This is a genomic window from Sphingopyxis sp. JAI128, from assembly GCF_014207235.1.
Lineage (GTDB): Bacteria > Pseudomonadota > Alphaproteobacteria > Sphingomonadales > Sphingomonadaceae > Sphingopyxis.
Genome location: NZ_JACHDA010000004.1, coordinates 1 through 12416, shown reverse-complemented (window position 1 = coordinate 12416; position 12416 = coordinate 1). Strand labels below are relative to the sequence as shown.

The following is a 12416-nucleotide window of genomic DNA, read 5'->3' as shown; positions in this document are numbered from 1 at the left end:
ATGAATCCCGCCGACATCCCGAATATCGAGGCGATGCTCCAGCTATGGATGCTGGGTATGATACGCCCCGGTGCCGCGTTCATCGCCGCGCCGGTGTTCGGCGCATCGAACGTTCCGGTTCAGCTGCGGCTGGTGATCGCCCTCGCGGTCGGAGTGCCCGCGGTGGCGGCGTCGGGCATGACGCTGCCGGCGGAAGGCATCGTGTCGATCCCTGGTTTCTTCTTCATCGTCGGCGAGGTGGTGATCGGGCTCGCGATCGGCTTCGTGCTCCAGATGGGGCTCGCCGCCGCGCTGCTCGCAGGCGAAGTGATCAGCAATGCGATGGGCCTCGGCTTCGCCTCGATGGTCGATCCGCTGAGCGGCGCGTCGAGTTCGGCGATCGGCCAGTTCCTGTCGATGATGGCGACCGCGCTGTTCCTTGCCGCCGATGGCCATCTCGTGCTGATCGACATCATCGTGGGCAGCTATGACGCGCTGCCGCCCGGCAATGCCTTTCCGTCGTGGGATGCGATCGGCGGCCTCATCCGTTTCGGCAGCCTGATGTTCGCCGCGGGCCTCACCATCGCGATGCCGGTCGGATTCGTCCTGATCCTCGTCCAGATCATCATGGGCGTGATCGGCCGCTCGGCCCCCGCGCTCAACCTGTTCGCCGTCGGCATTCCCGCGACCTTGCTCGCTGGCATCGTGCTGCTCGGCATCGCGACTCCCGCGATGGCAGAGGCGATCGCGCGCATCCTGTCCGACTCGCTTGACGCCGCGCGCATGATGGCCGGTATTTGAACCGTGGCCGAAGGCAGCGACAAGGATCAGAAAAGCGAACAGCCGACGGCGAAAAAGCTGTCGGATTCGGCGCGCGAGGGCGATGTGCTGATGTCGCGCGAGCTGGCGACCGCGCTGATGATGCTCGCGGCTGCCGGCTGGATGATCGCCGCGGGCGGCTGGTTCGTCCAGTCGGCGAGCGACCTTGTCCGCCGCGGGCTGACGCTGACCGCCGCCGACGTCGCCGATTTTGCGCCCGGCGAAGCGCTGATGCGCAACGGCGTCGAAATCCTGCTGCCGCTCGCCAGCCTGTTCGCGCTCGCGCTGGGCGCGGCCATCGCCGGTCCCGCGATGCTCGGATCCTTTGGGTGGCGCGGCAAGGCGCTGCATTTCAAGGGCAACCGGCTGAACCCGATGAGCGGGCTCAAGCGGATGTTCGGCGTGCAGGGCGCGACCGAACTCGGCAAGGCGCTGGCCAAAGTGTTGCTGCTCGGGACCATCGGTTACTGGCTGGTGGGACGCAGCCTGCCCGCGATCATGGGCATGGCGTCGACCGACCTGACGGCGGCGGTCGGGCTTGCCGGAAAATCGATCGGCCACGCGATGCTGGTGCTCGCCGGCGGGCTGGTCGTCATCGCGCTGATCGACGTGCCGGTGCAATGGTTCCAGCGCAACAAGCGGCTGATGATGAGCAAGCAGGAAATCAAGGACGAGATGCGCCAGTCCGATGGCGCCCCCGAACTCAAGCAGGCGCAGCGGCAGCGCGCGCACGAGATTTTGAGCGGATCGGCGCGCAAGGCGGTATCCGAGGCAACCGTCGTCCTGACCAACCCGACGCATTTTTCGGTGGCGCTTCGCTATCGTCCCGGGACCGACGCGGCGCCGGTCGTCGTGGCGCGCGGGCGCGGCGATGTCGCGCTGTCGATCCGCGAGCTCGCTCGCACCGCCGCCGTCCCGATCCTCGAATATCCTCAGCTGACCCGCGCCATCTATTTCACCGCGCGTGCCGGGCGGGTCATTCCCGAAGAATTGTTCGTCGCGGTCGCCACGGTGCTCGCCTTCGTCTTCCAGCTGGAACGCGCGGCAGCGGAAGGAATCGTCCAACCGGCGGTCGATGTGCCGCCATCGCATCATTTCGATCCCGAGGGCCGCCGGCAGGCTTAAGATCGTCCGCAGGCCGCCGTTAAGGAGGTCGAAGGATATTTTACATGGTCAGTTCAATCGCCAACAGCCTCGGCTTTGGGTCGGGCATCGACATCAAACAGCTGGTCACCGACCTGTCGAACGCGTCGCGAGATCCCAAGATCGCGCGCATGGTCGAACTGACCCAGGCGAACCAGACCCGAATCAGCGCACTGTCGCAGGCGCGCGCCGACCTCGACGGATTCGCCGATTCGCTGGGCCAGATGGTCGCGGACGGGACGCTGCGCAGCACGCCGACGGTGTCCGACGAAAGCGTGCTCGGCGCCACCAGCCGCGCCGGCATGTCCGCCGACAGCTTCGCCGCAACCATCGTCGTGAACCAGCTCGCGCGCGCGCAGACCAATTATTCGGGCATCGTCGCCAGCCGCGCCGACGCAATCGGCACCGGTACGATGACGCTGACTGTCGGCGGCGTTGCCAAGACGATCACCATCGACGCAACCAACAACAGCCTCGACGGTCTTGCCGCAGCGATCAACGGCAGCGGGGCAGGCGTCACCGCGTCGATCATCGCCGACGAGGGCGGCCATCGCATCATCCTCAAAGGGCCGCCCGGCGAGGTCGGCGCCTTCACCTTGACCGCCGACGCCGGCGCCGATCCCGGCCTGTCCGCCTTTGCGACGTCGGGCGGGATGACCGAGGGACAAAGCGCCGCCAACGCGCAATTCACGATCGACGGCGTTGCGTTCAGCCGCGCCAGCAACATCGTCGACGACGTTATTCCGGGCATGTCGCTCACGCTGAAAAAGGCGGCGCCGGGCCAGCCCGTCGATATCGGCGCGAGCCGCCCGCTCGACATGATCAAGCAGACCGTCGGCGATTTCGTGGCGGTCTATAATCAGCTCAAGAAGAGACTTGTGGCAGCGTCGAGCCTGTCGGGCCCGACCACCGGGCTGCGCGAACTCGAACGCGAACTCGGCGGCCTCATCCACAAGGTGATCTCGAGCCACGGCAGCATCAACCAGCTGTCCGACATCGGGATTTCGACGACGAAGGACGGGCTGCTGACGGTGGACAATGCCAAACTCGACAAGGCGCTAGAAACCGACGCCGGCGCGGTCGAGGCGCTGTTCAACCCGCGCCGCGATGCCACCCATACCGAACAGAGCGACCCCGGAATCGCCTTCGCGCTCGACGCGATTCGCGACAAGGCGATCGGGATCAACGGCGCCATCGATCGCGTGTCGAAATCGCTCGACGCCAAGAAGGAAAGCCTCAGCGACCAGCTCGAAAAGATCGAGGAGCGCGAGGACGCCTACAAAGCCCGCCTCGAGAAGCAATATGGCAAGCTCGAAGCGCGGCTCGCCGCGTTCAAGGCGACGCAGACCTATCTCGAACAACAGATCAAGCTCTGGTCGAACCAGGGTAATGATTAAGGCAAAGCTTGGGGACCGACGCCGTGACCGCCACCGCATCGACTGTCCGGGCAACCGGACTCTATCGCCGCTTGCAGCATGAAAGCCGCGCCGCCGCCGCCGACCCGGTCGAGCTGGTGACAATGCTGTATGACGAGCTGGAAACCGCCATCGGCGTACTTGCAGCCATGATCCGGCAGGGACAACGCATTTCGGCGACCGAGCCGGCGCACCGCGCCCGGGCGATCCTGATCGGCCTCGATGCGGGGCTCGACCGCGACAAGGGCGGCGACGTCGCGACGGCGCTGTCGCGGGTGTATCGCAGCATGCGCCGCAAGCTCGACGATGCGGTCGCAGCGAACAGCGCCGAGGGGCTGGCCGAACTTCTCGAAGGGGTGCTGACCATCAGCGGTGCGTGGCGCCAGCTGCGCTGATTGCGCCGGCCGCGGGTCTTTATCCCGGCACCGTCCCGTTCTAGGGTCGCGGAATGACAGGAAAATCCATGATCCGTTCCGGATGCGCCGGCGCGATGATGATGCTGCTCGCCGCCTGCGCGGGGGGCAATTTCCGGCCGGTGAGCGACACACCGGTACGGATCGGTCCGGCCTATTCGATTCGCGGTACGACCTATGTACCCGCTGCCGCGCCGACATATGACGCCGTGGGATACGCCAGCTGGTATGGAAGCGAATCGGGGAACCGCACCGCCAATGGCGAAGCGTTTCGTTCGGGCTGGATCACGGCCGCGCACACCACGCTGCCGCTGCCGACCTATGTCGAGGTGACGGCGCTCGACACCGGCCGGCGGATCATCGTTCGTGTCAACGACCGCGGGCCATTTGCGAAAGGACGGCTCATCGACCTTTCGCGCGGCGCGGCCGAAGAGCTTGGCATCAAGGCGCAGGGGCATGCGCCGGTACGCGTGCGCCGCGTGGAGCCGTCGGAAAAGGACCGCGAACGGCTTCGCAAGGGCAAGCCTGCGCGCGGTCTGGACCCCGTGCCCGCGCGCGAATTGCAACGCCTGCGCGCGCGGCTCGAAACCCGCGCGCTCCAGGGTCAGGATTAATCGATCGCGGTCCCGGTTACGCAGGCCTGTGTCTCGCGGCGGCGATGTCCCGATTGCGCCACGGCGCGGCATAGTGGATCGCGACCGCCGTCGCCGACACGTCGACCACTGCAGTCCACCAGCGACCGAAACCAAGTGCTTTCCTGTTCTGGAACATCATTCACCTCGCGATACCGGCGCCAATAGGAAATGGCCCGCACCCGCTTTTCTATGGCGGGACGCATGGCGATAGGCGCCAAAATTGGCCGTGAATGCGGCGAATTTTTGCGTTATGGACCGGATGATGCGAAAAATGATCACCCTCGACGAATTCGACCGGCGGTTGCTGGCGCTGGTCCGGCAGGACAATCTCCTGCCCGCGCGCGTCCTCGCCGAAAGAGTCGGCCTGTCGCTATCGGCGGTGCTGCGGCGCCTGCGCCGACTGCGCGAGGAAAAGATCATCGTCGCCGACATCGCAATCGTCGATCCCGCGCTGACCGGATCGGCGCTGACGATGCATGTACTCGTCCAGATGCAACAGGCCGGACCGCAGACGATGGACGCCTTCGCGCGGCAGATCGCGCGGCACGCCGAAATAACGGGCGTGTGGGAGGTGACGGGCGACGACGACTTCCTGCTGAAGGTCCAGGTCGGTTCGATGGAGGAATATGACGCCTTCACCCGCCGCGCGCTGGGCGAGGACAAGGGCGTTCATTCCTTCACGACGATGATCACGATCCGCAACATCATCGAGAATGATATCGCGCGGCGACCGCTTCGCGACTGACGCCGGCGACGGACACGAAAAAGGGCGGCACAATGGCCGCCCCTCCTGGATCGCCCTGACCGCGCTTCGCGGGGATGGCGCATCGCCTTCCGTTCAGCCTTGCCGAACGGGTCGATACGTCACTTGATCTTGGCTTCCTTGAACTCGACATGCTTGCGCGCACGCGGATCATATTTGCGCACCGACATTTTCTCGGTCATCGTGCGCGGGTTCTTTTTCGTGACATAGAAGAAGCCCGTGTCGGCGGTGCTCACCAGCTTGATCTTGACAGTCGTCGGCTTGGCCATGGCCCTGTTCCTCGAAATAACTGCACATCCGCCGGCGGTCCGACCGATGCCGCGGGACTAGGGGCCCCGACGTTGGTGTGAAAAAACATAGAGGGCCGCGCGCATGGCGCCGCCCCCGATATCCGGGCGCCTTTGGCGGGATTCGGCTTTTCTGTCAAGCGAAAGGAGCGGGCGGGCGGCGTAAAACCGCCCGCCGCAGCCGGTCCCGATCGCGGATCAGCCGTTGCGGATCTGGAAATGGACCGTCATCACCTTCCAGCTTTCTTCGGCCACGCCGCCACGCGTCGCCGGCTTGAAACGCCATTTGGCGAGCGCCCGCCGCCGGGTTTCCTCGAAAAAGCCGGGGCTGTCGGCGCTGATCAGTTCAACCGCCTTGACGCGCCCGTCGGTGCCGATCAGCACCCGTACCTTGGCGCTTCCCTCGATCTCGCGCCGCTGCTCGCTCGCCGGATAGTCGGGCTGGAAAGCGCCGGCGAAGCGCGAATCGAGCTGCGCGAGCACGAGTTTTGGTTTGGCCGGCGCGACGGGCGGATCGATCGGAACCGACGGCGCATCGCCGGTGCCCGCGGATGGCGCAACGGGCGGCAGCGGCGGCGCCTCGGGCGGATTCTGCGCTATCGGGGGAAGCGGGTTCGGGGGTGCCGTGAAGCGGGTCTGCTGCGGCGGGGCCTGGGGTTTCGGATCGGGCTTCTGCTCGGGCGGTTTCGGCTTGGGCAGCGTGATCGACGTCCATGGCGGCGTCGACGTCGCGGGTTCGTCGACAATGATCATCGGCGACAGCGCCACCGCGGCGACGAGCGCCGCCGGCAGGCCGATCGCGAACAGCGCGGCTACCGGATGATGACGATTGTCGCTGCCGTAGGTTGTGCGCGGCACCGCGCCAGAGGCACCCGCGGGCCTCGTCGTCGCCTTGGGCGTGGCGACGATCGCGGAAATCAGGGGTATCAGGGTCATGGCATCTCTCCTTGCCTTTCGACCCGGCTTCGCGGCGTTCCGGCCGTCCTATCGGACCGGGTCGGAACAGAGTGATATTATAACATCACTTAATTTGTCAAGCGAATCACTCGGCAAGCTATCGCTTGGCCAAGAAGATCAGGTGGCCGAAAACCGCGCGACCGCCTCGTCCTTGGCGATCAGCGGAAGCAATTCGGCCATGTCGGGGCCATGGTCGCGTCCCGTCAGCGCGCGGCGCAGCGGCAGGAACAGCGCGCGGCCTTTTGCCCCCGTCGCCTCTTTCACCGCGCCGGTCAGCGCGTGCCACGGGTCGTTGGTCCAGGCGATATCCGGCGCCGCGGCGGCGGCGGCGTCCAGAACCGCCCGGTCGGACCCGTCGACCGGCGGCGGGTCGAAGGGACCGTCGAACACCGGCACCCATTCGGCGGCTTCGGCCACTGTCATCAGATTGGGGCGAATCGCGTTCCAGCGCGCTTCGGTGATCGCGGCGGGGAGCCGATCGGCCACAGCCTTATGGCCGGTATGATGCAGGATTTTCTGATTGAGCAGCGCCAGTTCGGCCTCGTCGAAGCGCGCGGGCGCGCGGCCGAAGCGCGCGAAGTCGATGCTCTCGATCAGCGGCGCCGGGGTCGTCACCGGCTCGACCGGGTCGCTGGTGCCGAGCCGCGCGAGCAGCGCGACGAGCGCGACCGGCTCGATCCCCCCATCGCGCAGGCTCGCCATGCCGAGCGAGCCGAGCCGCTTCGACAATTTGCCCTCGGTGCCGACGAGCAGCGCTTCGTGCGCGAACGCGGGCGGCTTCGCCCCCAGCGCTTCGAACATCTGGATCTGCGCCGCGGTGTTCGACACATGATCCTCGCCGCGCACGACATGCGTGATGCCCATCGCGATATCGTCGATCACGCTCGGCAGCAGGTAGAGCCAGCTACCGTCTGCGCGGCGAACGACGGGATCGGACATCGTCTTGGGCTCGAAATGCTGGGGGCCACGGACCATGTCGGTCCATTCGATCGACGCGTCATGGTCGAGCTTGAAACGCCAGTGCGGCGCGACGCCTTCGGGCGCCCGCGCGCCCTCGGGCTTGCGCTCGTAAACCGGCGGCAATCCGCGCGAAAGCAGTATCTTGCGGCGAATGTCCAGCTCTTCGGGCGTCTCGTAACAGGCATAGACGCGCCCCGCCGCCTTCAGCTTGTCGAATTCGGCCTCATAGAGCGCGAAGCGCGCCGACTGGCGCTCCTCGCCGTCGACATCGAGCCCGAGCCACGCAAGGTCGGCGCGGATGCCCCCGACATATTCCTCTTTCGACCGTTCGAGGTCGGTGTCGTCGATCCGCAGCAGGAAGCGCCCGCCATGCTTGCGCGCCCATAGCCAGTTGTGGAGCGCGGTGCGGACGTTGCCGACGTGGAGGCTGCCGGTCGGCGAAGGGGCGAAGCGGGTGATGACGGTCATGAGCGGCGCCTATAGCCGCATTCGGCCGCGAGGCGATAGCGATGCGCTGCGCCGCGCGGGCCAATATGCCCAGGCGATGCCGAGCAGCGCGACGATCAGGATGACGCTATATTCCATCCCGTTGCGCCCGCCGCCGACGACGAACCAGCCCGCAGGCAGGTGGACGAGGATCATGCCGAGCGTCAGGATTGCGACATGGCCAAGCGAGACAAGGCTCGTCCAGCGGCGCGCGAGCATCAGCGCGGGACCGACCAGCTCGTACAGCGTCACCGCCATCGCCCAGCCATAGCCGAAGGGGAAGCCGAGGCTGTCGAGCCAGGTGCCGAAAGGCGCGACGAGCCCCGCCGACAGGCGATAGACGCCGTGGATCAGGATCAGGATCGCGACCGTCACGCGCAAGATTTCGAGCACCTGCTCCGCCCGCTCGGGCGGCGCCTTCGATCCCAGCCATCCCATGCCGTTCTCCCCCTCTATCCGGTTCTGAACCCGTGTGTGATCGGATAGCGCCGGTCGCGCCCGAAATTGCGCGTCGACAGCTTCACCCCCGGCGGCGCCTGCCGACGCTTATACTCGGCGAGCATCAGCAGCCGCTCGATCCGCACCACCGAGTCGCGATCGAAGCCATAGCGCGCGACGACATCGTCGACGCTCGCTTCCTCCTCGACGAGCATATGGAGCATGCGGTCGAGATCGGCATAGGGCGGCAGGCTGTCTTCGTCCTTCTGGTCGGGGCGCAGCTCGGCGCTCGGCGGCTTGGTGACGATCGTATCGGGCATCACCGGCGCAACCCGGTTGCGCGACAGGCGCGGCACATTTTCGTTGCGCCACTTCGCCAGCGCAAAGACCGTCATTTTGTACGCGTCCTTCAGCGGATTATAGCCGCCCGCCATATCGCCATAGATCGTCGCATAGCCTACGCTCATCTCGCTCTTGTTGCCCGTCGTCAGCAGCATCGGCCCGAATTTGTTGCTGAGCGCCATCAGCGTCACGCCGCGGATGCGCGACTGGACATTTTCCTCGGTGATATCGACTTGCCTGTCGGCGAAGCTCCCGCTGAGCATCTGGTCGAACGCTTCGATCGCGGGAGCGATCGGGATCGTATCGAGCCGGCACCCGATCATCTCCGCACAGCCCGCGGCGTCGTCGAGGCTCGATTGGCTGGTGAAGCGGCTCGGGAGCATTACGCACCACACTTTGTCGGGGCCGAGCGCATCGGCGGCGATCGCGGCGCAGATCGCCGAATCGATCCCGCCCGACAGCCCGAGCACGACGCCGGGAAAGCGGTTGCGTTCGACATAATCGCGCAAGCTCAGGATCATCGCGCTGTAAATGTCGGCGGGATGCGCCTCCCAGTCGGCGATCGCGCCGGCTTCACAAGCCCATCCTTGCGCGCTCTTCGTCCACCGCGTGACGCGCTCCTCGGCCTCCCAGTCGGTCAGCCGGTGCGCGGTCGATCCATCGCCGTTCAGCACGAAGGAGCAGCCGTCGAACACCAGCTCGTCCTGCCCGCCGATGCGGTTGAGGAAGATCAGCGGCAGCCCGGTCTCGGCGACGCGGCTCGCGAAGACCTGCGTCAAGCGCCGCTCGTCCTTGTCGATCTCATAGGGGCTGCCGTTGACCGAAATCAGCAGCTCGGCGCCCTGCGCCGCGAGATGCTGGCACACCGCCGGCAGCCAGCCATCCTCGCAGATCGGCAGACCGAGTTTCATCCCGCGCCATTCGACGATATCGGGGAGCGGGCCGGGTGCAAAGATCCGCTTCTCGTCGAATGTACCGTAATTGGGGAGTTCATGCTTGCGCCGCGTCGCGATGATTTCGCCGCCGTCGAGCAGCGCGACGATATTGTAGAGATCGGCGCCGTCCCGCTCGACCGACCCCACGAGCATCGCCGGGCCGCCGTCGGCGGTTTCCGCGGCGAGTTCGGTAAGCAGTTTCGCCGCTCGCTCCGCCAGCGCGGGCTTCAGCACCAGATCCTCGGGCGGATAGCCGATCAGCTGGAATTCGGGATAGAGGATCAGATCGGCCCCCGGGTGCCGCGCGCGCACCGCACGCATCGCGTCGGCATTGGCGGCGAGGTCGCCGACCGCCTGGGTCATTTGCGACAAGACGATGGTGAGTTGCTGCGTCATGCCTGCGGTTTAGGCGCAAGCCGGGCGATTTCAACCCGCCAGCTCGCCCGCCGCACAAGCCGTCTCGTCCTTCCCGCGAAAGCTCGGGGCGATCATCAACCCGCCGCCGCCTTTAACCCCTTCCCCTCTCCGCCTGCGATGGCTAAGGGGGCGCGCAATCCCACCCCGCGCGAAAGGGCCTTGCACGCCATGAAACTCATCTCCGGCAACAGCAACCTGCCGCTGGCCCGTGCGATCGCCGATTATCTCGAACTGCCGCTGACCGACACGAGCGTGCGCCGCTTCGCCGACGAAGAGGTCTTCGTGGAAATTCACGAAAATGTCCGCGGCCAGGACGTGTTCGTCGTCCAGCCGACGAATTTCCCCGCGAACGACAATCTGATGGAATTGCTCATCATCAACGACGCGCTGCGCCGCGCTTCTGCGAAGCGCATCACTGCGGTCGTTCCCTATTTCGGTTACGCCCGGCAGGACCGGAAGCCCGGCCCGCGCACGCCGATCTCGGCGAAGCTCGTCGCCAACCTGATCACCACCTCGGGCGCCGACCGCGTCCTCGCGATCGACCTTCACGCCGGGCAGATCCAGGGCTTTTTCGACATCCCGACCGACAATCTCTATGCCGCGCCGGTGATGAGCGCCGACATCCAGGCGCGCTTCGGCGACAAGAATCTGATGGTCGTCTCTCCCGACGTCGGCGGCGTCGTCCGCGCCCGCGCGCTCGCGAAGCGCCTCGACAACGCCCCACTGGCCATCGTCGACAAGCGCCGCGAGCGCGCCGGCGAATCGGAAGTGATGAACATCATCGGCGATGTCGCCGGCCGCTTTTGCATCCTGATCGACGATATCGTCGATTCGGCGGGCACGCTCTGCAACGCCGCCGCGGCGCTGAAGGCGGCGGGCGCGGAGGGCGTCGTCGCTTATTGCACCCACGGCGTGCTTTCGGGCGGCGCGGTCGCGCGCGTGGACGCGAGCGAGCTTACGGAACTCGTCATCACCGATTCGATCATGCCGACCGACGCAGTGAACGACAGCAACAAGGTGCGTACGCTCACCGTGGCGCCGCTGCTCGGCGAAGCGATCAAGCGCATCGCCGACGAAACGAGCGTCTCGTCGCTCTTTGACTGAACGGCGGATCATCGCGCAAACAAAAAACGGTGTTCCCCCGCGAAGACGGGGACTCATCTTCGGTCGTTTCCATCTTGCACTTATGGAAGATGGGTTCCCGCCTTCGCGGGAACACGCAACTTTTATTGGTATAGGCTTCCCAGCATGACCCTCGCATCCGACATCGCCCTCGCGCATCGCCTCGCCGATGCGGCGGGCGCGGCCATTCGCCCGCTGTTCCGCGCAGCCTTCAGCCATGAGGCCAAGGCCGACGCCTCGCCAGTAACCGAAGCCGACCGTGCTGCCGAGGCGGCGATGCGCCGCCTGCTCGATGCCGAGGCGCCGCGCGACGGGATCATCGGCGAGGAATATGGGGCCGAACGCAGCGAAGCCTCGCGTCAATGGGTGCTCGACCCGATCGATGGCACCGTCAGCTTCATGGCGGGGCGTCCCATCTTCGGCACGCTAATCGCGCTGCTCCAGGACGGATGGCCGCTTATCGGCATCGTCGACCAGCCGATTGCCGGCGAGCGCTGGGTCGGCGCGACAGGCCAGCCGACCTTGTTCAACGGCAAGCCCGCGTCGACGCGGGCGTGCCGCAACCTCTCCGACGCCGTGCTCGCGACGACCGGGCCGCAATATTTCAGCGACCATGACGGCGAGCATTTCATGGCACTCGCGGCGAAGACGTCGCACAAGCGGATGGTCTTCGGCGGCGACTGCTACAATTATGGCCTGCTCGCGAGCGGCCATATCGATCTGGTCGTCGAGGCAGGGCTGAAGCTCCACGATTTCGCCGCGCTCGTTCCCGTGGTCGAGGGCGCGGGCGGAACGATGTGCGACTGGAAAGGCGACCCCCTCAACGCCGACAGTTCGGGGCACGTCATCGCGCTCGGCGATCCGGCGCGGCTCGAAGATGTGATCGAAGGGCTCGCTTGCCACCACTGACGGGAGGGGAGCGGCGATGCCTGCGCTGACCTGGCGGCCCCGCTATGCGCTGGCCGCCCTCCTCCTCTTCCTGATCGAGGTCGCGATAGCGCTGTGGGTTCGCGACCGTTTCGTCCGGCCGTATCTTGGCGACGTGCTCGCGGTGATTCTGGTATATCTCGCGCTCCGCGCGGTGACGACCTCGCGCGTGGCGCCGGCCGCCCTCGCCGCTTTTTTCGTCGGATTGCTCGTCGAGATCGGGCAGGTTGTGGATTTGCTCGCGCTTCTCGGTCTCGCCGACCAGGGCATCTTGCGTGTGGTACTAGGCCGTGTTGACAAAAGGGATTCCCAAAGCGGGCTGCGTCTGATTCAAGACTGCTTTTTGAGGAGCAGTCATGGGTCGCGGGGATTTGTCGG

At 66.0% G+C, this 12416-nt stretch carries 15 protein-coding genes; 9 read left to right on the top strand and 6 right to left on the bottom strand.

Annotated elements, in window-relative coordinates:
- The 5 genes from fliR to HDC35_RS10830 all read left to right on the top strand — a co-directional run bounded on the left by fliR (position 1) and on the right by HDC35_RS10830 (position 4383).
- The gene (gene fliR, locus HDC35_RS10850) at positions 1–780 is read left to right on the top strand and encodes a flagellar biosynthetic protein FliR (RefSeq protein ID WP_184646611.1); all 780 of its coding nucleotides are present in this window, start codon (positions 1–3) and stop codon (positions 778–780) included.
- Between the two features lie 3 nt (positions 781–783).
- Positions 784–1923: a flagellar type III secretion system protein FlhB gene (gene flhB / locus HDC35_RS10845; RefSeq protein WP_184646609.1), complete on the top strand. Its 1140-nt coding sequence runs from the start codon at positions 784–786 to the stop codon at positions 1921–1923.
- A 44-nt stretch (positions 1924–1967) separates the two neighbouring features.
- The gene (fliD, locus tag HDC35_RS10840; protein WP_184646608.1) at positions 1968–3338 is read left to right on the top strand and encodes a flagellar filament capping protein FliD; all 1371 of its coding nucleotides are present in this window, start codon (positions 1968–1970) and stop codon (positions 3336–3338) included.
- Between the two features lie 23 nt (positions 3339–3361).
- Positions 3362–3751: a flagellar export chaperone FliS gene (gene fliS, locus HDC35_RS10835; protein WP_184646605.1), complete on the top strand. Its 390-nt coding sequence runs from the start codon at positions 3362–3364 to the stop codon at positions 3749–3751.
- Positions 3752–3819: 68 nt separating this feature from the next.
- Entirely contained in the window at positions 3820–4383 is a 564-nt protein-coding gene (locus HDC35_RS10830; RefSeq protein WP_260397679.1) for a septal ring lytic transglycosylase RlpA family protein, read from the top strand.
- A 16-nt stretch (positions 4384–4399) separates the two neighbouring features.
- On the opposite strand, the gene HDC35_RS10825 is transcribed toward HDC35_RS10830, so the two are convergent.
- Positions 4400–4543, bottom strand: coding sequence for a hypothetical protein (locus tag HDC35_RS10825; protein WP_184646601.1), 144 nt, complete (start codon positions 4541–4543; stop codon positions 4400–4402).
- 132 nt (positions 4544–4675) lie between these two features.
- Between HDC35_RS10825 and HDC35_RS10820 the strand changes: the two genes are divergently transcribed.
- The gene (locus tag HDC35_RS10820) at positions 4676–5149 is read left to right on the top strand and encodes an Lrp/AsnC family transcriptional regulator (RefSeq protein WP_260397678.1); all 474 of its coding nucleotides are present in this window, start codon (positions 4676–4678) and stop codon (positions 5147–5149) included.
- A 119-nt stretch (positions 5150–5268) separates the two neighbouring features.
- On the opposite strand, the gene rpmG is transcribed toward HDC35_RS10820, so the two are convergent.
- The 5 genes from rpmG to HDC35_RS10795 form a co-directional block, all read right to left on the bottom strand.
- Positions 5269–5436 carry a 50S ribosomal protein L33 gene (gene rpmG / locus HDC35_RS10815; protein ID WP_003042331.1) on the bottom strand — a complete coding sequence of 56 codons (168 nt, stop codon included), beginning with the start codon at positions 5434–5436 and terminating at the stop codon, positions 5269–5271.
- Between the two features lie 216 nt (positions 5437–5652).
- Positions 5653–6390, bottom strand: coding sequence for an energy transducer TonB (locus HDC35_RS10810; protein ID WP_184646599.1), 738 nt, complete (start codon positions 6388–6390; stop codon positions 5653–5655).
- Positions 6391–6528: 138 nt separating this feature from the next.
- The gene (gene gltX, locus HDC35_RS10805) at positions 6529–7839 is read right to left on the bottom strand and encodes a glutamate--tRNA ligase (protein ID WP_184646597.1); all 1311 of its coding nucleotides are present in this window, start codon (positions 7837–7839) and stop codon (positions 6529–6531) included.
- Positions 7840–7848: 9 nt separating this feature from the next.
- Positions 7849–8295 carry a DoxX family protein gene (locus tag HDC35_RS10800; RefSeq protein WP_184646595.1) on the bottom strand — a complete coding sequence of 149 codons (447 nt, stop codon included), beginning with the start codon at positions 8293–8295 and terminating at the stop codon, positions 7849–7851.
- Positions 8296–8309: 14 nt separating this feature from the next.
- The gene (locus HDC35_RS10795; RefSeq protein ID WP_184646593.1) at positions 8310–9968 is read right to left on the bottom strand and encodes an NAD+ synthase; all 1659 of its coding nucleotides are present in this window, start codon (positions 9966–9968) and stop codon (positions 8310–8312) included.
- Positions 9969–10157: 189 nt separating this feature from the next.
- On the opposite strand from HDC35_RS10795, the gene HDC35_RS10790 reads away from it, so the two are divergent.
- The 3 genes from HDC35_RS10790 to HDC35_RS10780 all read left to right on the top strand — a co-directional run.
- Positions 10158–11093 carry a ribose-phosphate pyrophosphokinase gene (locus tag HDC35_RS10790; RefSeq protein ID WP_184646591.1) on the top strand — a complete coding sequence of 312 codons (936 nt, stop codon included), beginning with the start codon at positions 10158–10160 and terminating at the stop codon, positions 11091–11093.
- A gap of 144 nt (positions 11094–11237) precedes the next feature.
- On the top strand, positions 11238–12020 hold the full coding sequence (gene hisN / locus HDC35_RS10785) for a histidinol-phosphatase (protein WP_184646589.1): 783 nt from the start codon (positions 11238–11240) through the stop codon (positions 12018–12020).
- Between the two features lie 16 nt (positions 12021–12036).
- Positions 12037–12416: DUF2809 domain-containing protein (locus HDC35_RS10780; RefSeq protein WP_184646587.1), on the top strand; the 380-nt coding region annotated here is incomplete at its 3' end.

What these genes read in the sequence shown, in the direction of transcription:
- fliR (WP_184646611.1), top strand. Translation starts at nt 1, where the DNA reads ATGAATCCCGCCGACATCCCGAATATCGAGGCGATGCTCCAGCTATGG.
- fliD (WP_184646608.1), top strand. Translation starts at nt 1,968, where the DNA reads ATGGTCAGTTCAATCGCCAACAGCCTCGGCTTTGGGTCGGGCATCGAC.
- HDC35_RS10830 (WP_260397679.1), top strand. Translation starts at nt 3,820, where the DNA reads ATGATCCGTTCCGGATGCGCCGGCGCGATGATGATGCTGCTCGCCGCC.
- HDC35_RS10825 (WP_184646601.1), bottom strand. Translation starts at nt 4,543, where the DNA reads ATGATGTTCCAGAACAGGAAAGCACTTGGTTTCGGTCGCTGGTGGACT.
- HDC35_RS10820 (WP_260397678.1), top strand. Translation starts at nt 4,676, where the DNA reads ATGATCACCCTCGACGAATTCGACCGGCGGTTGCTGGCGCTGGTCCGG.
- rpmG (WP_003042331.1), bottom strand. Translation starts at nt 5,436, where the DNA reads ATGGCCAAGCCGACGACTGTCAAGATCAAGCTGGTGAGCACCGCCGAC.
- HDC35_RS10810 (WP_184646599.1), bottom strand. Translation starts at nt 6,390, where the DNA reads ATGACCCTGATACCCCTGATTTCCGCGATCGTCGCCACGCCCAAGGCG.
- gltX (WP_184646597.1), bottom strand. Translation starts at nt 7,839, where the DNA reads ATGACCGTCATCACCCGCTTCGCCCCTTCGCCGACCGGCAGCCTCCAC.
- HDC35_RS10800 (WP_184646595.1), bottom strand. Translation starts at nt 8,295, where the DNA reads ATGGGATGGCTGGGATCGAAGGCGCCGCCCGAGCGGGCGGAGCAGGTG.
- HDC35_RS10795 (WP_184646593.1), bottom strand. Translation starts at nt 9,968, where the DNA reads ATGACGCAGCAACTCACCATCGTCTTGTCGCAAATGACCCAGGCGGTC.
- HDC35_RS10790 (WP_184646591.1), top strand. Translation starts at nt 10,158, where the DNA reads ATGAAACTCATCTCCGGCAACAGCAACCTGCCGCTGGCCCGTGCGATC.
- hisN (WP_184646589.1), top strand. Translation starts at nt 11,238, where the DNA reads ATGACCCTCGCATCCGACATCGCCCTCGCGCATCGCCTCGCCGATGCG.